Annotated in this window: 23 protein-coding genes; 2 read left to right on the forward strand and 21 right to left on the reverse strand. The window is 64.1% G+C overall.

Annotated features, from left to right (window positions below; all coding sequences use genetic code 11):
• Positions 1–284 precede the first annotated feature (284 nt).
• The 10 genes from ACI944_RS02620 to ACI944_RS02665 form a co-directional block, all read right to left on the reverse strand.
• Positions 285–1,352 (reverse strand): methionine synthase, encoded by a 1,068-nt coding sequence (locus ACI944_RS02620; RefSeq protein ID WP_411717517.1) that lies wholly within the window; start codon positions 1,350–1,352, stop codon positions 285–287.
• Positions 1,349–2,329, reverse strand: a complete 981-nt coding sequence (locus ACI944_RS02625) for a 5-methyltetrahydropteroyltriglutamate--homocysteine methyltransferase (RefSeq protein WP_411717518.1) — start codon at positions 2,327–2,329, stop codon at positions 1,349–1,351. The genes ACI944_RS02620 and ACI944_RS02625 overlap by 4 nt, the downstream gene beginning before the upstream one ends.
• 40 nt (positions 2,330–2,369) lie before the next feature.
• Entirely contained in the window at positions 2,370–2,945 is a 576-nt protein-coding gene (locus ACI944_RS02630; RefSeq protein WP_411717519.1) for a HemK2/MTQ2 family protein methyltransferase, read from the reverse strand.
• Positions 2,942–4,264 (reverse strand): mechanosensitive ion channel family protein, encoded by a 1,323-nt coding sequence (locus ACI944_RS02635; RefSeq protein ID WP_411717520.1) that lies wholly within the window; start codon positions 4,262–4,264, stop codon positions 2,942–2,944. Before ACI944_RS02635 ends, ACI944_RS02630 begins: the two co-directional genes overlap by 4 nt.
• Positions 4,261–5,082 (reverse strand): 16S ribosomal RNA methyltransferase A, encoded by an 822-nt coding sequence (locus tag ACI944_RS02640; protein ID WP_411717521.1) that lies wholly within the window; start codon positions 5,080–5,082, stop codon positions 4,261–4,263. Before ACI944_RS02640 ends, ACI944_RS02635 begins: the two co-directional genes overlap by 4 nt.
• Positions 5,083–5,149: 67 nt before the next feature.
• On the reverse strand, positions 5,150–5,728 hold the full coding sequence (locus tag ACI944_RS02645; RefSeq protein ID WP_411717522.1) for a DUF655 domain-containing protein: 579 nt from the start codon (positions 5,726–5,728) through the stop codon (positions 5,150–5,152).
• Between the two features lie 91 nt (positions 5,729–5,819).
• Positions 5,820–6,176: an RNA polymerase Rpb4 family protein gene (locus ACI944_RS02650; RefSeq protein ID WP_411717523.1), complete on the reverse strand. Its 357-nt coding sequence runs from the start codon at positions 6,174–6,176 to the stop codon at positions 5,820–5,822.
• The gene (locus ACI944_RS02655; protein WP_411717524.1) at positions 6,173–6,466 is read right to left on the reverse strand and encodes a 50S ribosomal protein L21e; all 294 of its coding nucleotides are present in this window, start codon (positions 6,464–6,466) and stop codon (positions 6,173–6,175) included. Before ACI944_RS02655 ends, ACI944_RS02650 begins: the two co-directional genes overlap by 4 nt.
• A 97-nt stretch (positions 6,467–6,563) precedes the next feature.
• Positions 6,564–6,830 carry an elongation factor 1-beta gene (locus tag ACI944_RS02660; protein WP_411717525.1) on the reverse strand — a complete coding sequence of 89 codons (267 nt, stop codon included), beginning with the start codon at positions 6,828–6,830 and terminating at the stop codon, positions 6,564–6,566.
• 2 nt (positions 6,831–6,832) lie between these two features.
• Positions 6,833–7,015, reverse strand: a complete 183-nt coding sequence (locus tag ACI944_RS02665; RefSeq protein ID WP_411717526.1) for an HVO_2753 family zinc finger protein — start codon at positions 7,013–7,015, stop codon at positions 6,833–6,835.
• A 193-nt stretch (positions 7,016–7,208) separates the two neighbouring features.
• Here ACI944_RS02665 and tmcA point away from each other — a divergent pair, with 193 nt between their 5' ends.
• Entirely contained in the window at positions 7,209–9,455 is a 2,247-nt protein-coding gene (tmcA, locus tag ACI944_RS02670; RefSeq protein ID WP_411717527.1) for a tRNA(Met) cytidine acetyltransferase TmcA, read from the forward strand.
• An 11-nt stretch (positions 9,456–9,466) separates the two neighbouring features.
• On the opposite strand, the gene ACI944_RS02675 is transcribed toward tmcA, so the two are convergent.
• From ACI944_RS02675 to ACI944_RS02705, 7 genes are all read right to left on the reverse strand, one after another.
• Complete coding sequence (locus ACI944_RS02675) at positions 9,467–9,796, reverse strand: ferredoxin family protein (protein ID WP_411717528.1); 330 nt, start codon at positions 9,794–9,796, stop codon at positions 9,467–9,469.
• 66 nt (positions 9,797–9,862) lie between these two features.
• Positions 9,863–11,575 carry a glutamate--tRNA ligase gene (locus ACI944_RS02680; protein WP_411717529.1) on the reverse strand — a complete coding sequence of 571 codons (1,713 nt, stop codon included), beginning with the start codon at positions 11,573–11,575 and terminating at the stop codon, positions 9,863–9,865.
• Positions 11,576–11,783: 208 nt separating this feature from the next.
• Positions 11,784–12,809: a geranylfarnesyl diphosphate synthase gene (idsA3, locus tag ACI944_RS02685; RefSeq protein ID WP_411717530.1), complete on the reverse strand. Its 1,026-nt coding sequence runs from the start codon at positions 12,807–12,809 to the stop codon at positions 11,784–11,786.
• On the reverse strand, positions 12,806–14,146 hold the full coding sequence (locus tag ACI944_RS02690) for an RNase J family beta-CASP ribonuclease (RefSeq protein WP_411717531.1): 1,341 nt from the start codon (positions 14,144–14,146) through the stop codon (positions 12,806–12,808). The genes idsA3 and ACI944_RS02690 overlap by 4 nt, the downstream gene beginning before the upstream one ends.
• A gap of 667 nt (positions 14,147–14,813) precedes the next feature.
• Entirely contained in the window at positions 14,814–15,593 is a 780-nt protein-coding gene (locus tag ACI944_RS02695) for an isopentenyl phosphate kinase (RefSeq protein ID WP_411717532.1), read from the reverse strand.
• Complete coding sequence (gene mvk / locus ACI944_RS02700; RefSeq protein ID WP_411717533.1) at positions 15,590–16,579, reverse strand: mevalonate kinase; 990 nt, start codon at positions 16,577–16,579, stop codon at positions 15,590–15,592. Before mvk ends, ACI944_RS02695 begins: the two co-directional genes overlap by 4 nt.
• A gap of 107 nt (positions 16,580–16,686) precedes the next feature.
• Entirely contained in the window at positions 16,687–17,379 is a 693-nt protein-coding gene (locus tag ACI944_RS02705) for a nitrous oxide reductase accessory protein NosL (protein ID WP_411717534.1), read from the reverse strand.
• A 187-nt stretch (positions 17,380–17,566) separates the two neighbouring features.
• Between ACI944_RS02705 and ACI944_RS02710 the strand changes: the two genes are divergently transcribed.
• The gene (locus ACI944_RS02710; protein WP_411717535.1) at positions 17,567–18,220 is read left to right on the forward strand and encodes a hypothetical protein; all 654 of its coding nucleotides are present in this window, start codon (positions 17,567–17,569) and stop codon (positions 18,218–18,220) included.
• Between the two features lie 36 nt (positions 18,221–18,256).
• Here the strand turns inward: ACI944_RS02710 and rpsB are convergent, their stop codons facing one another.
• From rpsB to ACI944_RS02730, 4 genes are read right to left on the reverse strand one after another with little or no spacing between them, the layout of a single operon-like run.
• Entirely contained in the window at positions 18,257–19,063 is an 807-nt protein-coding gene (gene rpsB, locus ACI944_RS02715; protein ID WP_411717536.1) for a 30S ribosomal protein S2, read from the reverse strand.
• Positions 19,060–20,256: a phosphopyruvate hydratase gene (eno, locus tag ACI944_RS02720; protein WP_411717537.1), complete on the reverse strand. Its 1,197-nt coding sequence runs from the start codon at positions 20,254–20,256 to the stop codon at positions 19,060–19,062. The genes rpsB and eno overlap by 4 nt, the downstream gene beginning before the upstream one ends.
• Complete coding sequence (locus tag ACI944_RS02725; RefSeq protein ID WP_411717538.1) at positions 20,253–20,426, reverse strand: DNA-directed RNA polymerase subunit K; 174 nt, start codon at positions 20,424–20,426, stop codon at positions 20,253–20,255. Before ACI944_RS02725 ends, eno begins: the two co-directional genes overlap by 4 nt.
• Entirely contained in the window at positions 20,423–20,617 is a 195-nt protein-coding gene (locus tag ACI944_RS02730; RefSeq protein WP_411717539.1) for a DNA-directed RNA polymerase subunit N, read from the reverse strand. The genes ACI944_RS02725 and ACI944_RS02730 overlap by 4 nt, the downstream gene beginning before the upstream one ends.
• Positions 20,618–20,619: the final 2 nt, after the last annotated feature.

Here is a 20,619-nt window from a genome sequence, read left to right on the forward strand (position 1 = left end):
ACTGCACGACTACGACCGGATCGACGAAGCCTGGCTGTACGAGTAAGGCCACTTTTACACGCCACTCCCTTTACGAGAACCCGCGCGCCGTTCGGCAGGCGACACCGGTTCTCGGCGGCGTGGGGAACTATGCGCGCGCACTTCTTTTGAGACTCTTCTAGTCGCGTCACTCCGCACGCGCTACGGCGACTCGCTCGCCACATTCGCCCGTCTCCGGGAACTGCTTCGGGGGCGAGCGTCGGACGCCCCCCTCGGCGGATACTGATACGAACGAGTCGGGGCGGCTACTCTCCGACGTGGCCGACCGTGATCTCGCCGGCATCGAGTTCCTCCTCAACTTCGCGGGCCGCGGTCACCATGTTCTCCATCTTTTGATAGGCGGCCTCACGGGGGAGCAGTTTCACCCCACAGTCGGGTGAGACGGTGAGTCGCTCCGGCGGGACGATCTCGAACCCTTTTATGATGTTCTCTTTGATCTCCTCGACTGACTCCACCTCGGCCGTGTGGACATCGACGACGCCCAACGCGAGGTCTTTCGTGAACCCGGGGTTTTTGAACACGTCGAGTTGTTCGTAGTCGCCGTTGGCGAGTTCGAGGTCGTACTCGTGGACCGGCATCTCGAGAATTTCGGGGTAGATGCGCGAGTAGTCGCCGTAGCAGACGTGCAGGCCGAGTCGGACGTCCTCGGGGACGCCGTCGGCGATGTGTTCGAGACACTCACCGACGATGGCGTGGTCGTCAGGGGTGGTCGCCAGCGCTGGCTCGTCGATCTGGATGTAGCGCGCGCCCGCCTCAACGAGCGCTTCGATCTCCTCGTTGACCAGATCAGCGAGTTCGTATGCGAGCTCGGCCTCGCTGTCGTAGGCCTCGTTGAACGACCACGACGCGAGAGTGTAGGGGCCGGTGATCGGCACCTTCACCGGGCGATCCGTGACGCCGGTCGTGAACTCAAACTCGTCGACGAGCCACGGCTCAGTGTAGGCGACCTCGTCGGCGACGGAGGGCTTGTCGAAGTAGTTGTGCCCCCACACCTTGACCGGACCGTTGAACTCGTAGCCCTCGATGCGGTCGGCAAAGTACTCAACCATCTCGTTTCGTCGCATCTCGCCGTCGACGACGGCATCGAGGCCGGCATGGGCGTGTTCCTCAGTAATGAGCCTGGCGGCGTCGTCCATCGCCTCCGTTAGGTCGTCGTCATCGAACGCGTGATCCTCGTCCTCGGCGAGTTCCTTCGCACGGTTGAGCCACGTCGGCTTGGGGTAAGAACCGACGACGGTTGTGAGCAGAAAGTGATCGGTCGGGTGGTCAGCTGGGCGGAACTGCTCGCGGGTGTTGGCAAGGTCGGAACTCATCGGGACACCTCTGCGGGCGCGGCGGCGAGCGCGTCCAGCTTCGCCTCCGCCTTGTTCGTCGGCAGGTAGAACAGCTCGGTGTTCGAACTCGCGTAAATGGTCCCGAACTCCTCGTTCGGCAGTTGGGACTCAACCCACTCGATCCGTTCGGCGATATCCTCGGGGGCCTCGACTAGGGTGTTCTGGCCGTCCACGACGCCCAGCGCCACGTCGTCCTTCGTGCCGTATTCTTGGATGTTGTAAACGCTGCCCTCGTGGTCGGAGACGAAGTCAAACCCGATCGCGTCGATATCGGCGTCCATCAGGTGCGCGTACGGTTTTTCCGGGATCGAACCCCAATATGTGTGGACGACGACATCGGCGTCGACAGCGGCGGCGACGGTGTCGATAGCCTCGCTGGCGCGCTCGTCCTCGCCGTCACCGGGGGCGTCGGTGACAAGCGACGGTTCGAGCAGGAACAGCGTCTCGACGGGCGGAAACTCGGCCGCCTCGGCGGCGAGGAAATCGGCGACGGCATCGAGAAACGCCGCGTCGTCGCCATAGTGCTCGTCGGTCGCGAGTTCCGAAAGCGAGTACGGCCCGGGGAGGACGGCCTGGTTCGCGTCAGGGGCGGCGTCGAGTTCAGCGGCCACGTCACCGTCCGGGGTCAGATCACCGTGGACCACCGGCTCCCGGTAGAAGTTGTTGTTGTCGTAGTAGCGGACGATCCCCCGCGTCTCGACGTTATCGTGGATGCAGAGAGGGTGAGCGAGCATGTCGTCCCACCGGAGTTGTCCCTCGACGATCCGGTCGAGGTTCGCTTCGCGCTGCCTGTTGACGGCTTCCTCGCGGGCGCGGCCGTACGCCTCAACGATCTCATCCGACTCGTCGCCGGAGATGAGGTCGTCCTTCTGGTGGCCCTTGAGGTCGGCGAGATCCTCCTTCGCCCAGTCGGGCAACGGGTACAGTCCGGGTGTCGTCGCGATCACATCACTCATTATTCGCGGATACGAGATGACGGCGTTTAATATTTCCTACTCATCTATTCTCGTGAGTAATTTCCAGAACGACGAGACGCTCGAACGGAAACGACGTGTCGTCGATCTCTTCCGTGTCCAATCCCGCTCCCTCGGCGAGTTCGCCGACCGCCCCGATATCGGTCAGCGAAGAGACGAGGAGGTAGGCCCGCCCCGCCGGTCTGAGGACACGACCGAGGTCGGCCATGAATGGCCGGATCACCCGTCGGCCGTCCTCGCCCCCGGAGAGAGCGTGTTCGAGTGGGTCGTCCCACTCTTGTTCGGGCGGCGTCGGGAGGTACGGTGGATTGAACACCACCATATCAAAGCTATCCGCCTCGAAGGGCCGCGTCAGGTTCGACCGGACGACCTCAATCCCCTCCGACCGGGCCCGCCGACATGCGTCCGGGTTAATATCGCAGCCGACGACATCGGCGGACGTTTCGGCCGCGACCCGTCCAGCGACGTACCCCGATCCGACGCCGACATCGAGCACCTGCCCGCCGTCGATCCGATCGATCACCGCCGTTGCGAGAAGCCGCGAGTCCTCAGCCGGCTCGTAGACGGTCGCCATTCCACGTTGCTCTGTGAGTTTCATCTGACAGCGTCCTCATCCGCGGGTGGGTCAGTGATCGACTCCTCGATGCTCTCGGCAACCCCTTCTGCGTCGCCCCCGCTCATCTCCTCCGATCTGTCTCCGAGGTCGTCCTCGACAGGTCCAGAGGTATCTTTTCGGCCTCCGGATCGGCGGGTCGCGCGGCCGGTGTCCGCTCCATGGTCGCCGTCGCGGTCGTCGACGATGCGCACCCCGCCGGCCTCCTCGCGGCCCGTGAGTTCGCGTTGCGGGAACGGGATTTTGATATCTTCGGTCTCAAATGCGGACTTGACGGCTCCGACAACGGCGTTTTGGGCCCGCCACTTCGTCTGTACTGTCGGCGTCGTGATCCAGTATCTGAGCCGCAACATGATCGCCGAGTCCGCGAACTCCTGTCTGATGACGTCCGGCGGCGGCTGTGTCGCGACCGCATCGACGCGCTCCATTGCGCCGACGGCGACGCGGGCGGCGGCGTCGATGTCGGTTTCGTAGTCAACGCCGACCGTGGTTTCCAGACGAAGTCGGTCCGTCCTAGAGTAGTTGACGACCTCGTTCTGCGTCACGGTGTCGTTCGGGACGATGACATGTTCCTCGTTGAACGTCCGGATCTGGGTATTGTACACGGTGATATCCGTGACGATCCCTTCCCGTTCGCTCACGCGGATCCAATCACCCACCTCGAAGGGGCGGGAGAACAGTATGACAAACCCCGAGAGAATCCCTGAAAGCGTCTTCCGGGCGGCGAAGCCGATGACGATCCCCAGCACACCCGCCCCGAGAAAGATATTGCTCACGGGAATCCCCCACAGCGCGACGACGAACATCGTCGTCGGGACGAGCACGCCAATCTGAATCGCGTGATGGGCGACCTCCCGCTGGTGTGGCGTGATCGTCACCCGACTGGAACCGTACTTTATCGAGCGTTTCGTGAGTCTTGTCACCGTCACGCCGCCGGCAAAAACGATGAGGGTCACGAGGGCTTTGATACCGTCTTCTGGAGTGACCGAAAGAAACCCGAGCGCTTCAAGGACCTCGTTCGAGACCCGCCAGACCGCCACCAGAAACCCGCTTATCAGGACGGCACTCACTGTCACGACCGCTGACTGGACGACCTCGACGGCATCGGGACTATAACGATCCTTCAGTCGGCGGCCGAGCCAGTACGTCGTGATAACGAGAAGGCCGAAGGCGACGATCGCCCCCGCCGTCGCCGCGCGTTGCGCGGAGGTCGTCCCGAACATCGACTGGACGTTCTGAATGCCGCGCCAGTACCACGGCAGCCCGAGCGGTGCCGGCACCGCCATCAGCATCTGATTGGTCACCCCTGCTCGGCCGCTAGCCGGGCGAGCCGTGCGAACTCGCTTGGGGGCACGTTTCCGGCCCGCTTTCGCATCAGTTCCTCGCCGGCCGCCTCAATCAGGGACTCCGGGTCGTCGATCCCCGAGATGTGAGTGGTGTTCCGGATCGCGTTGCGCATCGTCTTCCGGCGCTGGGTGAACACCGCACGGACTAACGACATGAACGACTCGTCGTCCGATACCTCGTAGTCGGGAGGCCGCGGCGTCGCCCGGACGACCGAACTCTCGACAGCCGGCGGCGGCGAGAACGCTTCTTTCGGCACTGTCTCGACGATCTCGATGTCGGCGTAGTGGCCCGCGGTGACCGACAGTCGGCCGTACTCGTCGCTCCCCGGTGCCGCGGCCATCCGCTCGGCGAACTCCGCTTGAAACATCAACACCAGCGGCCGACCCGCCGGAAGGAGCCGGAACGCGATCTCCGAGGAGACGCCATAGGGGAGATTTGACACCGAAGCGGTAAACGCCGGGAGATCGACCTCGAGTGCGTCGCCCGCCACAACGCTTAGCATCCCTGCATCGATCTCCGCAGCAAATTCCTCGCGTAGGAACGCGGCGAGATCGGGGTCGCGTTCGACGACTGTGACCCGGCCGGCAACCGAGAGCAGCCGGTCGGTGAGCCCCCCGGTTCCGCCGCCGATCTCTAGGACGTGGCTCGTATCGGCGCTGTCAGGAAGATAGCCGGGCAGCCGATCGAGCACCCGGTCGTCGACGAGAAAGTGTTGGTCGCGCTCCGGGTCGCCTCGCAGCCCCGCACGGGCGATGAGCGCGTCAGGATCGCGCATACGTCCGGTAACGCTCGGTTCCGTATATTCTTCGCGTTTTCCGCTCCGCAGGACCGGTCTCTCCCCGCTATGTCTCTTCCTCGCGACGGGCGAAGATTCGGTACTTGAGGTCTTCCTCTCGCAGTTCCTCCGTGATCCGTTCGGCGAGGACATCTTTCGGCTCGTAGAGCCCCGACACCCGTTCCTCGATGTCCTCGTAGCTCTCGAATGGTCGTCGCTTCCGGGCGTCGAGAATGTTGTTCCTGAGCTTCTTTCCGATGCCCGGCAGGAGGTTCAACACGTGGAGTCGGGTCGTGATCGGCTGTGCGTCGTTGTAGAACTCGACGAAGCGGTCCTCGTCGGCGTCGAGGATCTTGCCGATCGCGTACTCCAGTTCGGACTCCGCGGTGCTCGTGAGGTCGTCGTACTCGGCAGTCCGGAGGTGTTTGACGTTCTGGCCAGGCGGCTCGATTTCGATCCGGTCGCCGATGTTGACGCCAGCATCGTCGGTCAGCGCGGCCTCGACGAGCCTGAAGTTCGTCTCACCGAGCGCGAGCGCGACCGGAGAGCGCTCGTACTGGGGGCGGTCGTCGTCGGGTCGCCCCCTCGGCAGGAAGTCCAACACGACCGCGGTCCGGTCTCCGGCGCTGTCTGCGTTGTCACTCATGTGCCCGGGTACGAAGAGACGATATTTAAACTACGGGCAGACGGAGCGCGTGAGGATCCGAGAGAATCTGCGTTCGCTGGGACGATCCCCGTCAGGCGTATTTCACGACGATGTCGAGTACGTCGTCGAGTTCGTCGCCTGAGAGGGTGTAACGCCCTTGTGCGAAGACGGTCCGGAGTTCGTCTCGGTCCTCCGGAAGCAGATCGGTGATCTTGTATGCGGTCGCCTCGTCGACCTTCTCGAGTTCGAGCAGTTCCTCGACTAGTTCGCGGGACTCCGCTGCCTCGAGATCCGAAAAGCGGTTCACGTGCTCGATGGCTCGCGCGAGTTCATAGCGCATCTCGCGGTCCTCATCGAGCGCGCGTTCAGCCTCGACGTCCGCGAGGAGTTCCTTTGCCTCGGGAGTCGTGAGGTACGCCTCGTCGGTGACCTGCTTGAATATCGTCATGCCTGCTGTCGTCGAAGGTGAGCTGGTGCAGTAATGAGCGTTTTCGTCACGTCGCCATCCTGGATTTCGACCTTGAACGCGCGCCCCTGGTCACCAACGACCGTGCCGGTGCGGCCGTTGAACCGCGGGTGGAACCGACCTTTCGGTACGGAAGGGTCGATCTTGAGATGAACCTTCTCGCCGTTGTCGAACTGCTCGACGGAACGCTTCGGGGGCGATGCCCCACGGTCGCGAGCGTCGTTCTTCAGCTTGTCGCGTGTCGCTTCTCGTGGACCGTTCGAACTAGGCATTCTTATAGCGGTCTACACAGGTCCGACACATAAAACGTGCGTTCCAGGGATGCCGCGATACGGGTTCTCAGGCGTTAGATCGCTGAAAAAGGGTGGTTCAGATACGGCCGACTTCGTCGACACCGACGCTCTCGACGCCGTCGACGCCGGAGAACGCCTCCTCGACGGTATCCGTTCCGCCCGCCTCGTCCGGGATGACGACAGTTGGGAACAGCGCGATCAGGCCGAACGCGACATCCTCGCGGTCGACGCGGCTGATCTTCGCGCCCTCGGGGAGGGCGTTTTCGAGTCGTTCTTGGAGGTCATCGAGGTCGACCTCGGGGCTCTGCGGCATTACCTTCATTTTGGCGGCGACTTTCCCCATCGTTACGGTCCCGTGAACCCACAGTCGGGGCACTCATAGAGGTTGCTCTGTTTGCGACACGTCGAACAGCGGTAGATCAGCGTCCCACACTCCGGGCAGTCGAACTTTGCCGCGTCCGTCCCGGAGATGTTGATCCCGCAGGAGATACAGGTGTGATCCCTGCGATCCTCGCTTTTACTACTCATACCAACTCGTCCGGCGGCGTCGCATTTAACGCTTATCAAGCGTCCCGCCGTGCCTGCCATGCCCGCCACCCGATGTCCGCCGAGTCGCTCGATCGGATCGATCGGGCACGGTCCGAACTGGTTTGTATCGTCGATACGCCCGGCCACCCAGCCGATCGGTGGCGTCTTGCGGGTCGAGAGCGTCTCCCCCGACATGAATACGGTTCGTGAGACGGCCCGCGAACTCGCCGACGCGGCCGCCGCCGCAAACGAGCGGCGACTGCTGGTGTTGACCGGAAGCCGTGAGGCCTGTTATGACGGCGCGAAGGCGGCCGCTGGCGAAGTCCGCAGCGGTCAGACCGTCGCAACGGTCTCCGAACGTGAGATCGTCGGCGAACGGGTCTGCGTCGACCGAACGGAAACGCTCCTCGGGACCACCTACGGTTGTCTCGTCCTCGATTGCCACGACACGTGCCGGCCGAACGCGATCGGGCGGGCGACGGGGGTCGTCGACGGCGGCGGCCTACTCGTGTTGTTGACGCCCCCGCTGTCGTCGTGGGTAGACAGCCGCGGACGCTTCGACGAGACGCTCGCGCCGCCGCCGTTCTCCGTCGGGGACGTCAACACTCGGTTCAGACACCATCTGATCGAAACCCTCCGCACACACCGCGGCGTCTCGATCATCGATATCGACACCGGGAGACGAACGAAACACGACGGTTCGGAACACCGACCCCGCCCGGCCACTCCGCAAGTTCGGCCGCCGGAGTCCCACGTATTCCCGGACGAGGCGTACGATGCCTGCCGGAGCGCGGATCAGCGAGACGCGGTGTACGCGTGCGAGCGACTGTCGGAGGCGGGGACAGCCGTCGTGCTTGATGCCGACCGGGGACGCGGCAAATCGAGTGCGGCGGGCCTCGCCGCCGCCGCGTTCGCGCACTCCGATTTGAGCGTCCTCGTGACCGCCCCGAGCTACCGGAACGCGGCCGAACTCTTTGACCGCGCCGCCAAGACGTTGGAGTCAGTGGACGGGTCATTTGACGACGGTAGGGAAGGCGACACCAGGCCGTCGCTTCGGAGCGGCGCCGGTGAGATACGGTTTTGCCCGCCCGCCGATGCCGTAGAGTCGTCCGCCGACGTGCTGTTCGTCGACGAGGCGGCCGCCGTCCCTGTGCGAACGTTGCGGGAGCTTCTCTCTGTCGCCCCGAGTGCCTGTTTCGCGACGACGGTTCGCGGCTACGAGGGATCGGGTCGCGGCTTCGACGTTCGGTTTCGCGAGTCGCTCGAGGAGTCTCACGACGTGACGTCGTGTCACCTCTCGGAGCCGATCCGGTACGCCCCCGCGGACCCGATTGAGGTGTGGCTGTTCCACGCGCTGTTGCTCGATTCGACCCCGCCACCCGGTCAGCTCTTTGAGGGAACGACCGCGTCGGACGTGACCTACGAGCGGATCGACCGTGACCGCCTCGCGGCGGACGAATCGTTGCTCCGCGAACTGTTCGGGCTGTTAGTTCACGCCCACTACCGGACCCAGCCGGATGATCTCGCGCGGTTGCTTGATGCGCCGGAAGTCTCCGTCCGTGCACTTACCGTCGACGGACATCCCGTCTCGGCCGCGCTCCTGGCACGGGAGGGTGGGCTCGACGAACGGACGCAGCGGGTCGCATACGAAGGTGACCGGATCAAGGGAAACTTGATCCCGGATCTGCTGACGAGTCAGCTCCGCGACCCGGCGGCTGCGACCCCCGTCGGCCTGCGGGTGGTCCGGATCGTCACTCACCACGGGGTACGGTCCTCGGGGTTCGGCTCGCGGCTCCTCGCGGAACTCGAGGCTGAGTTCGGAACAGGGGGATCGCCGAACGATCGCTCCACCGTCGACTACCTCGGTGTCAGTTACGGCGCGACGGCGGCGTTGCTCCAGTTTTGGTCGACAAACAACTACCGAACGGTCCACCTCTCTACGACGCGGAACGACGCCAGCGGCGAGCACTCGGCGGTGATGCTTCGAGCGCTTTCGGACGCTGGAGACAATCTCGCCGACCGACATGCGGCGTGGTTCGCACGCCGGATCGCGGACGTCCTGGCGGGGGCGCTCGACGCGCTCGATCCGGACGTCGTTCGGGCAGCACTGGCCGCCGCCGACGCCGACGTTCCCCTCGATCTGTGCGGGTTCGAGTGGCGTCTCGTCGCAAGCGCGGCCGACGGCCCCGGTCTCTACGACACGGCTCCCGGTCCGTTTCGAACGCTTGCGCTAAAGACACTGCTTGAGGGGGGGCTCGGAGACCCTGACGCGGAGCGGCTGCTCGTCGTCGGGGTGCTCCAAAACAGAGGGTGGGAGGAGACGGCCGAGCGACTGGGGTACGTCTCCCGTCGTGCGTGTATGCGAGCACTTGGGGACGCCTATCGTCAGATCGTCGACCGATACGGCGGCGAAATCGCTCGAGCCGAAATAAACCGTTAGGTCCGGCTGAGCTAAAGTCGGTTCTCGCGCCCGGGGTCGACGTCAATCGCGTCGACCGGGCAAACATCGACACATAGCATACAGTCGATACACTGGGCCTCGTTTGTCGGGTTCGCCTTCATCTCGCTTTCGGGGTGTTCGGGCGTCTCGACCCACTCGAAGACGTCGACCGGGCAGTCCTCGAGGCAGGCCCCATCGGCGATACAGATGTCGAAGTCGACGGCGACGTGCGTGCCACGGATGCCGAGTTGCTCCGGGGGCTCCGTTGGTCCCCAGACATCGACAGCGTGTTCTGTCCCCTCGTTTTCGTGCGTCTCCTCGAAGTTCGGGTCGATCGCCATTCCTACCGATATCGAGGGTGCTGCGAACTTAAACGTTGGCTGATCGAAAGCCATTCGACTGCCCGATCACGGGTGGGCGAAGTACGCAACCGACTCGTCGCCGTCGTGGCGGTCGATCCGGGCGAAACCAATCCGCTCGAACTGGACCACGTCGTCGGGATCGTACGACGCTACGCCGGCTTCGGCGTGGCCACGTTCGTCGCCGTCCATCGTCCGAAGCCGAAGCGGGACGCTCCCGTCGTCGGGTACCCAATGGATCACGTCCACGTCGCCCTCGCGGACGACCCCGATGTCGTCGTCGGTAAACTCGAAGGCGTCTCCGTCGTACCGGACCGGCCCGAGCCCCTTCAGCCACACCGTCTCGCCGGCCTTGGGGGCATCGTCCGGTTCGACCCGAACCGTATCGCTGACTGGAATGTGTCTGCTTCCGCGGTCCTCGTGATCCGGGTGAACGGGCGGTTCGGCAGCGCCGGGAGCGCCTTTGATCGGCACCTCGATCCCATCGCGGACGAAGAAGAGCCGATCCGCATCGTCATCGATCAGCTCACGGTTCTCTGCGTATATCGAAGACATCGCGAGGTCGACGTTCGACGTCGACGTCCCGAGTCCGGCCATCGCCTCGACGATCGCTTCGCCGCGGATTCCACGGCGCCGAAGACTCGCGACCGTCGGCGCGCGCGGGTCGTCCCAGCCATCGAGGGTACCGTCGGCGACAAGCTTCTTGAGCGTCGATGTCGACAGCTCGATGTCATAGGCGTCGAGTTGGACGTGGCCCCAGTGGAGCACTTCGGGGTATTCCCACTCGAAGTACTCGTAGACGAATTCCTGGCGCTTCGCCGAGTCTTGGAGGTCGATACCGCGAACGATGTGCGTGATACCGAACTCGTGGTCGTCGATCCCGGACTGAAAGTCCAACATCGGCCAACAGCGGTAGTCCTCGGCCTCGGTTCGCGGGTGCGGCGTATCAACCATCCGGAACGCGACCCAATCGCGCAACGCGGGGTTTTTGTGTTCGATGTCGGTCCGAACGCGGAGGACCATCTCGCCGGCGGCGTACTCGCCGTCGACCATCGCATCGAACTCCATGTGCGTTGTTTCGGGAGCTTTCTCGCGATGTGGACAGGGTTTCCCGTCGTTTTTTAGCTCCGAGAACGATGCCGCGTCGCAGCTGCAGGTGTAGGCACCTTCCTCGTCGATCAGCCGTCGGGCGTACTCGTAATACGTCTCGACGCGATCGGAGGCCTTGACGACGTCGTCTGGTTCGAAGCCGAGATACTCGATCGACGAGAGAATCTCGTCGTACGCGTCGAGATCCGGCCGCTTCGTCTCGGGATCCGTGTCGTCGAACCGACACAGCATCCACCCGTCGTACATTTGTTTGTACGTGCCAATAACCGCTGGCATCCGAGCGCTTCCGAGATGCCAAGGACCGTTCGGGTTCGGCGCCAGCCGCATCCGGACCTTCTCGTAGGCGTCGACGTTCGGGAGGTCGGGAAGCGGCTGATCGTCGTCCTCGTCGGCGTCCAGTTCCTCGAGCCGCTCCGGCGCGAGTTCCTCAAGCCGCTCGCGCTGTTCGGCCGTCGATCGCTCGTTCACGTCCTCGATTACGGGGGCAATGACACCCGGGATTTCGTCCCCGTGGGGCCTGAAATCGGGATGTTCGCCCATCATCGGCCCCATGATCGCACCGACCTGTGCGTCGCTGTCGTGTTTGAGCGCGTTGAACAGCGCGGCGGTCTCCGCCGCACGCTCTATGCGTTCACGAAGCTCTTGTTCCATCGGCCGCGACTACTGGGGGAACCACCAAAACATCGCGGTTTCCGCGCGGTCTGTAGGGGGCAAACAGGCGGATCGAGGGGAGCACGCCGACAGCGGTGATCCACGCAACCGCCTCAGCCAGCTGTCGGCTTCACGTCAGTTCACAGGGAGCGCTGCCTTCGCTACCGTATATAAATGCTCGTGAAAAACACCATTTGTCGGCTGCAGATCAGTAGGTCCGCTCGACGAGGTAGTCGGCGATCCCTTCGAGAAGTTCGCGCGACTCGTTCTCCGGTAAGACCTCGAGGCGATCCTTACCGCGTCCGATGAGGTCCATCGCCATCTCCCGGGCGAAATCGATGCTGCCCGCGTTCCGGAGCCGCTCGACAGCACCTTCGATTTCGGTATCGCTCGGGTCCTCCGGGACCAGCCCCTCGATGTCGATACCGTTGTTTCGAGCGTGTAGCGTGACCGCGGTCCGCTTGCCCTCGACCAGATCGGAACCGCGCTGCTTGCCCAGTTCCTCGCTGGGTGTCGTCAGGTCCAACAGGTCGTCTTGGATCTGGAAGGCCCGTCCGACGTCGAGACCGTATCCGTGCAGCGCCTCGATCGTCTCCGAGTCGCACCCGAGCAAGATGGCTGGAACCGACGCCGCGGCTCCGTACAGGACCGCGGTCTTGTACTCGATCATTTCCAGATACTCCTCGGTCGTCACCTTGCTTCGGCTCTCGAAGTCGACATCGAGGGCCTGGCCCTCGCAGATTTCGGTACAGGTCGTCGCCAACTCGTTTAGCGCGTCCACGCTCCTATCCGGCGGTGCGCCGGTCTCAAGCATATACTCGAACGCCTTCGAATACAGTGTATCACCGGCCAAGATCGCGGTTTCGAGGTCGTACTCGCGGTGGACCGCCGGAACACCCCGCCGAAGGTCGTCGTCATCCATGATGTCGTCGTGGATCAGTGTGAACGACTGGATGACTTCGATCGAAACGCCAGCCGAGAGCACGTCGATGCGCTCGCCGTTCGGCGTCGGAAACGCCCGATAGTCCGCCGCGGGTGCGTCTGTCCCCGATATCGACTCCGCTGTGAGCAACAACATCGCCGGTCTGAGGCGCTTTCCGCCCGCATCGAGCAGGTACCGCGACGCCTCGTAGAGTCGCTCCGGCTTCTGGACCGGCAGTTGTTCGGCGATCGCATCGTTGACGATCGCCCGCCGGTCGACGATGGCCGATTCAACGCGTTCTGGGGTCGTCATTCCGTGAGCTGAATGATGTTTCCGTTTTGGGTTATGTGGAGGTCGTCACCGACGTTGTAGCCCTGGCCGCGGACCAGGTCGACGTACGGCGAAAAGCCCTTCATGTCTTGGTGAGCCGGAATGACGTTTTCGGGCTGGAGCGCGTCGAGCATCTGGTAGTGGCCCTCAGTTCTGAGGTGCCCGGAGACGTGGATGTCGTCGTAAATACGCGCTCCCTGCATCCCGAGGAGTTTTTCGGCCTGATAGCGCTGGCCCTCGTTGGTCGGTTCGGGGATCACTCGGGCCGAGAAAATGACCTTGTCGCCGTCGTCGAGTTCGTACGGCGTCTCCCCGCGGGCCATCCGCGTCAGCATCGCCCGGGGTTCGCCTTGGTGTCCGGTGACGACCGGGAGGTAGTTTTCTTTGCCCTCGTTCATGATCCGTTTGAACGTTCGATCGACAGACTTTCGATGGCCGTACATCCCCAGGTCGTTCGGGAAGTCGATAAAGTCGAGCCGCTCGGCCGTACCGGAATACTTCTCCATCGAGCGACCTAGGAGGACGGGCTGGCGACCAATGTCGTCCGCGAACTCGACGAGTGACTTGACGCGGGCGATGTGACTCGAAAACGTGGTGGCGACGATTCCGCCGTCGTAATCCTCAACCGAGTACATCACGTCCTTCAGCTGTTCGCGCGCGACGGACTCGGAGGGCGTCTTGCCTTTCTTGCCGGCGTTCGTGCAGTCCTCAATGTAGCAGAGCACACCCTCGCGGCCGATCTCGCGGAACCGATCCATGTCGATCGGGTCGCCGATGACGGGGTTGTGATCGATCCGCTTGTCAAGGCCGTAGACGACGGCACCCTCAGGCGTGTGCAGCACAGGGTTGATCGCGTCGATGACGGAGTGAGTCACGTTGACGAGTTCCAACTCACAGTCGTCGCCGATGTCCATCGACTCGCCGGGGTCCATCTTGACGAGGTCGTTTTGGACGCCGAACTTCTCCTCGCTTTGGATCTCCTGTTTGACCAACTCGATGGTGAACGGTGTTGCCACGATCGGCGCATTGTAGCGGTGTGCCAACTTCGAGATGGCCCCGATGTGGTCGAGGTGGCCGTGTGTCGGCACGATGGCCTGCACGTCGCCCTCGATGTCGGACATGACGCGGTCATCCGGGATCGCGCCCATGTCGATCAGATCGAGACTGTGCATCCGTTCGGTCTCGACGTTGTCGTGGATGAGAACCTTCGAGAGGTTCAGCCCCATGTCGAATATGACAACGTTGTCGCCGGCGCGGACCGCCGTCATCTGTCTCCCTACTTCATCGTAGCCGCCAATAGTTGCGATTTCGACTTCCATAATTTTACCTCCGAGAGGACAGTCGGAAGCCGGTTGGCTGGGCGACCGGCCATATACACGGCCGTCTGTGACGGACGCGACACCGACGGATCGGTGCGCCGACGGTCGGAACCGACGAGGCGTTCGATCGGTCGACCCGATCGCGCGGCCCCGTCAGCCGTCTCCCGCCCGCAACTGCCGGCCGCCCGTCCGAGTCCGGGGCGACCGTCGCTCGGTTATCTAAATTATCGAACTCGGGGTTTAAAAACTAGTGGGTTCACCGCTACGAGCGCACAAATACGGCAAGAGAGAGCTGAAACAACTGCGACGGTGGCAGCGAGGAGGCGACGCTTCGCGTCCCACCGCTCGGAGAGGAGTTCGGATTCGGCGCTGTCAGTGATGAAAAACAGCGATGCGTCTTGATGGCTATCGTTGGTCGACCGACACTACTCGTACCCCCAAGCCCCGAATTTGCGGCTCTCGGATCGCGTCGCCGTGTCGTAGACACAACTCCCCACCCGACCGGACGGTCAGCTGGTGATACTTCAGATCGCCCGTCTGTGTCCCCCACCCTAGCGCCGAAAACCGTGATCCGCTGGCCGCACCGGACGTCGAGTCCCGTACACGAGGCGCCAAACCGGGCTAGGTGACGTTTCGTCGATTTTGATCTCAATCGTTGTAGGCGCCGTCAGTCGATCTCGGTCCCCGGATCGCCGCCGGCGGCGAAGGTCTCTAGCCCGTCGAGGTCGAAGACGTACGCCCGCGCGTCGAGTGACAGGAGTTCGCGGACCTTGCCGGCCATCCCCCCAGTTACGTCCGTCGAATCGCTCGCGCCGACCGCGTCGGCGACATCCTCGAAGGAGGCGATACGGTCGATGACCTCGCCGTCGGCGTCGTAGACGCCCGGAACCGACGAGCAGACGCCGACGCGGTCTGCGTCGAGTGTGCGTGCAAGTGCAACGACGATCTCGTCGCCGGAGAGAATCGTCGCCCCGGCTCCGGCGTGGACGACCGCATCACCGTGCAACACCGGAACGAACCGCTCCTCAAGCATCGTCGTTGTCGGATCAGTTTCGAGCCGAAGTGTTCCTTCGGCGGTCCGGGCCGCTGCCGAGAACGGATGAACGGGAAGGGCGGATACCCCAGCCTCAACCAGTCCTCCAACCACAGCTCCGTTGAGCCGTTTCATCGCTTCGTGGATCGCGCGGATCGCGCCGTCGTCGTGCGTCCCCTCGGTGCTTGAGACGCCGTGTTCGGCCGCGTGGTGGTGACCGAAGCTTCCGCCCCCGTGGACGACGACGACACGGCCGGGGATCGCCGCCACGGCTTCGGCCGCCCGCCCGAGCGCCTCCGTGTCAACTGTCTCTGGGGTGTTCTTTTCCGTGACGACGCTCCCGCCGAGTTTCAGCACGGTCGTCGTATCCCGGCCCGCTACAGGGTGGTCCGGCGCGTCCCGTCCCGCCGTCATCGCTCGACTCGAACCCCCTCGGTGTCGAGTTCGGCCCGAAACGCGTCCGCACACCCCGGCGTGTACTCTAGGGCCGTGTGGGTCTGTTCGGTCCGATCCAACGCGACGATGCAACCGCCGCCGCCGGCCCCGGTGAGTTTCGCGCCGAGGGCGTCGGCTTCCCTAGCTGCCCACACCATCGCATCGAGCGAGCGCGCGGAGACGCCGAGCGCCGATAGGAGCCCGTGGTTGAACTCCATCAGCCGGCCGAGTTCCTCAAGATCGCCGTCGCGTAACGCCACCTCGCCCGCTCTGACGAGGTCACCGATCGACTCGACCGCGTCGGCGGCGAAGCCGTAGGTGTTCTTTAGCTCCCGGACGCCAGCGACGAGTTCGCCCGTGTCGCCGGTGTTGCCGTCGTATCCGACTACGAACGGCAGCGTCGGGACATCCTCGATCCGCCGACAGTCGTCGCCCTGGACGCGAACCGCCCCGCCCATCGCCGAGCAGAACGTGTCCGCCCGCGACGCCTGGCCGTCCTGAACGTCGTACTCGACCTGGTACGCGCGGTCGGCGAGGCCCTCCGGCGACAGTTCGACGCCGAGTTCGCGCGTCGCGGCGTCGATCCCGGCGACGACGACGGCAGCCGAGGAGCCGAGCCCCGCACCCAGCGGGATGTCGCTCTCGACGGTCACATCGAACCCGGCCGTCGGCTCCCCAACCGCATCGAGCGCCTGCTCGATCGCCCCGTCGATGTACCCCGTCGCCGCCTCCACTAATGGCGTCGGCACGTCGACATCCGGTCTGGTGTCGGTTTCGCCGCCCCAGGTAACGGTGAATCCATCGAGCGTCAGGTCGTTCGCCCGAACCCGGAGCTGTTCGTCCTCGCGCCGCTCGACCGTGACCTGTGCCCGCCGCTCAATGGCGCACGGGACGGCCGGTTCGCCGTAAACGACGGCGTGCTCGCCAAAGAGATACACTTTGCCCGGGGCGCTCGATGTGGTCATACCGGTGGATCGTGGGGGCCAAACAAAAAGAGTACCCGAACGCGTCCAGGGTCGGTTGTTCACTCACTACTGCTCGTCTCATCGCCGTCCAGATCTCCGCCGTCTATCTAGCCGTCGTCCATGTCCATGTCGCCGTCCATCCCCCCATCACCCTCGATGAACCGCTCTCTGTAGAACATCGCCAGTTCCTGATCGAAGTCGCCGAACGTGATGATGTCCTCGTCGCCGTACTCGTCGAACTGTTCGACGAACGCCTTGGCGTCACCACGGCTGGCGAACGGCGTCGGGTTCCGCATCATGACGTCGTCGACGTGATCGGGGTTGCTCACGCGGACGAAGTACGCATCGGACGCGCGGAGGAGATCGCCGGTCTCGAAGCCGGTGACCCAGGCAGCCTCAAGCTCGGCGTCGGGACCGCTGAACCGGTCGGTGTAAGCAGTGTACGCCGCCAGACAGCCGGACGTGTCGAAGAACGCACGGTCCCCGTTCGCGTGAGCGAGTTGGGCGTTCCACGGTGGATACTCCGCCGGTACCATATTACAGACGGGACAGGAGACGTCCTCGGGGAATGCGACCGGTTCGTCCAGGCTGGCCTCGCCGTTCGCGTCTCCTGTCTCGTCGCCCCCGTCGTCGGCATCTTCATCGCCTCCCCCATCGCCCCCGGTTTCAGTCCCGTCACCGCCGTCATCCGCCGGGGTGTCGCCGTTGCCGGTGCATCCTGCCACTCCGACGAGGAGCCCGGCCCCCGTCACGGCGAGCACGTCGCGTCGTGTCGACACTGTGTGGTCTGTGTCTGCCATGCGTATAGCTACGAACGCCCTGAAAAAAGGTAATCTGGTGCGTTCGTGCAACGAACCACAGTCACGTCGCCGTTGTGGTTCCCACGGCGTAGCTGCCCGCCGCAAACTACCTTTCTCTGCAGCTCAGTATCCTGTCACGCGCTCTCACGACAGCAACGCACAAGCCGCTGGCGCTCACAGATCATCTGTGTCGATCGAACTGCGCCGTCACGTCAACGCGCTCGTCTCCGACTTCGCCGCGGAGTACGGCGAGGTCGACCTCGTTCGCCGGCGTATCGGGTGCGACCCGGCCGAGCACGACGCGGTGGTCGACTCGTTCGAGTCGTTCGGCGTCGTCGGCGGGGCCGGGATGCGGATCGTGCGGGACGGGGCAGTGCTCTTGATCAGGTACGAGCGTGCCGACGGCTGGATCGAACCTAGTGCGGGCCGGCTCCCCGGCGAGTCCTACACCGAGTGTGCAAAACGCGGGGTTCGGCAGGCGGCTCGAACCGAGGCCGTCGTCGAGGGGCTCGCCCAGATACAGCTCGTCTACCTTGACGATCCGACCGACCGACCGCCGGTGCCAAACCCCTACGTCGCTTTTATTGGATCAATCGTCGACGGAGCGGCGGTCCCGGATGGGGACGCTATCACAGTCGATGGAACGACCATGGAGCCGAGCGCGGGGGCGGACGACGGAGTCCCGACGCCGGACGGCGAGCCCACAACATCCGGGGACCCGCCCGCAACGGCGAACGGGACGGCCACGGCGCTTCGATGGGCCGACGAGCCGCCCGAGGAGTTGGCCTACGACCAACTCTCGGAGCTCCCGCTCGGCGGGGCGGACGAACAGCGTATATAAACCGGGCGTCGCGTCGCCCCCTGAAAAACGAGTCCGCTATGGTTCCGTCTCGAAGTCCTCAAGCGCGTACGCCGGTTCCGCGCCGCGGCGGTCGAGCGTCTCGTTGGCGAGCAGCCAGTAGATAACGCTCAACGCCTTCCGGCCCTTGTTGTTTGTCGGAACAACCAAATCGACGTTCGACGTCGTGTTGTTCGAGTCGCACATCGCGATAACCGGGATGCCGACGGTAATAGCCTCTTTGACCGCCTGGGAGTCACCGATCGGGTCGGTAACGACGACGACGTCGGGTTCGATGTATCCATCGTAATCCGGGTTCGTCAGCGTGCCCGGAATGAACCGTCCGGTCCGGGCGCGTGCGCCGACCGCATCCGCGAACTTCTCGGCCGGGAACCGACCGTACTGTCGCGAGGACGCGATGAGAATCTGCTCGGGGTTGTAGTTCGCGAGGAACGACGCGGCTGTCCGGATGCGGCTGTCGGTCTGGGAGACGTCCAGGACGTACAGCCCGTCGGTTCGGACCCGGTGGATGAACCGGTTCATCGACTTCGTCTTTTGCTGGGTCCCGATGTGGACGCCCGCCGCGAGGTAGTCCTCAACCGGAATGAGGAGGTCGGCCTCGTCGTCGGGCATGACGTCCTCGTCGAGGACCGGCTCCTCGTTGGCGTCGTCGGCTTCAGATTCGACCGACTCGTCCGCCTCCTCGGCGGTGTCGGCGGGCGGTTCGTCCGTCGTGGGGTCGGCCTCGGCCGCGACCTCGTCGATTTCCCCCTCGAGCTCGTCTTCGAGCTCGTCGAGTTCCTCGTCGATTTCGGTGGCCTCGACTCCCTCTTCGTTGTCGCTCATGCGTTTGCCTCGATTCTAATGAGTTCGTTCAGCTTAGCGGTTCGCTCGCCACCGACCGTCCCCGTCTTGATGAACGGGGTGTCGGCCGCGACGGCGAGGTGTGCGATCGTCGTATCCTCCGTTTCGCCGCTCCGATGCGAGACGACCGGGTCGTACCCGTTCCGGAGCGCCAACTCGATCGCGTCGAAGGCGTCGGTAAGCGTCCCGATCTGGTTCGGCTTGATGAGGATGCTGTTTGCCGCCCCCGACTCGATGCCGCGCTCCAGCCGCTCCGTGTTGGTCACGAACAGGTCGTCGCCACAGATGAGTGTCCGATCATCAGTTCGGTCGGTCAACTCTGCGAAGCCGTCGTAATCGTCCTCGTCGAGCGGGTCCTCGACGTAGACAAGACCGTACTCGTCTATCAGCCCGGCAATGTAGTCGATCTGTTCGTCCGGGCTCCGGGTGTCGTCGCCGTAGTGGTAGGCGCCGTCCTCATAGAGCTCCGCACCGGCCACGTCAAGTCCGAATCCGATCTCGAAGCCGAGATCGTCCGCGACCGACGACGTCGCCTCGTCCATGACCTCGAACGCCTCGCTGTCGTTGATCGATGGGGCCCATGCGCCTTCGTCACCCTTAGCGGCCGGAACACCCCTATCGGCGAGTATTTCGCCGACCTCGGCGTGAACCTGAGCGTTCGCGAACACCGCATCGGACACCGAGGGCGCCCCGACAGGCGCCGCAAGGAACTCCTGGATGTGGGTCGCGTCCGCGGCGTGTTCGCCGCCGCCGATGACGTTGCCGAGCGGGGTCGGGAGGTTCCGCCCCCGGAAGGCACCACCCAGGTGTTGATACAGCGGCGCGCCGAGGACATCGGCCGCAGCCTTCGCGGCCGCCATCGAGATTGCGACGGCGCTGTTGGCGCCGATCTCGGAGAAGTCGTCGGTGCCGTCGGCCGCACGAAGTACGCCGTCGACACCGCGTTGATCGCCGGCGTAGCTCTGCCCTTCGAGCCGCGGGACCGCGACTTCTCGGGCCTTCGCTATCGCCTCCTCGGCGGGCCGCTCGATGGCTTCGTACTCGCCGGTGGAGGCGCCCGAGGGCGCCGCACCGCGGCCGAAACCGCCGCTTTCAGTCCGGATCTCAGCCTCGACCGTCGGGTTGCCTCGACTGTCGAGGATCCGCCGGAGCCGGACCTCAGTAATGAGCGTCATCGCTCACCCCGCCTGACGGTGAAGGGCAGCGCGTCCGCGTCGTACTCCTCTGCCGCGACAAGAATCGGTTCGGTCTGGTCGGTGTCGATGAGTACCGGCGCGCCGTAGGACACCTGCAGGGCTCGGGCCCCCAGAATCCGCGCCTTCTCGTATCGGTTCGTTCCCCTCATTGATAGGGTGAGACGATGTCGACGAGGTCTTTATGTGAGACGAGCATTCGCCGGCAACACGCCCGGTCGACGCCAAGCTCATCGAGCACCTCGGCAGGGTCCTCGTCGCCCTCACGGGCACGCTCTTTGAACTCCTCCCAGTGCTCGCCGACGACGCTACCGCACGTGAAACACCGTACCGGTACCATCATAC

The organism is Natronomonas sp., assembly GCF_046710025.1.
In the GTDB taxonomy this organism is placed as follows: Archaea; Halobacteriota; Halobacteria; order Halobacteriales; family Haloarculaceae; genus Natronomonas.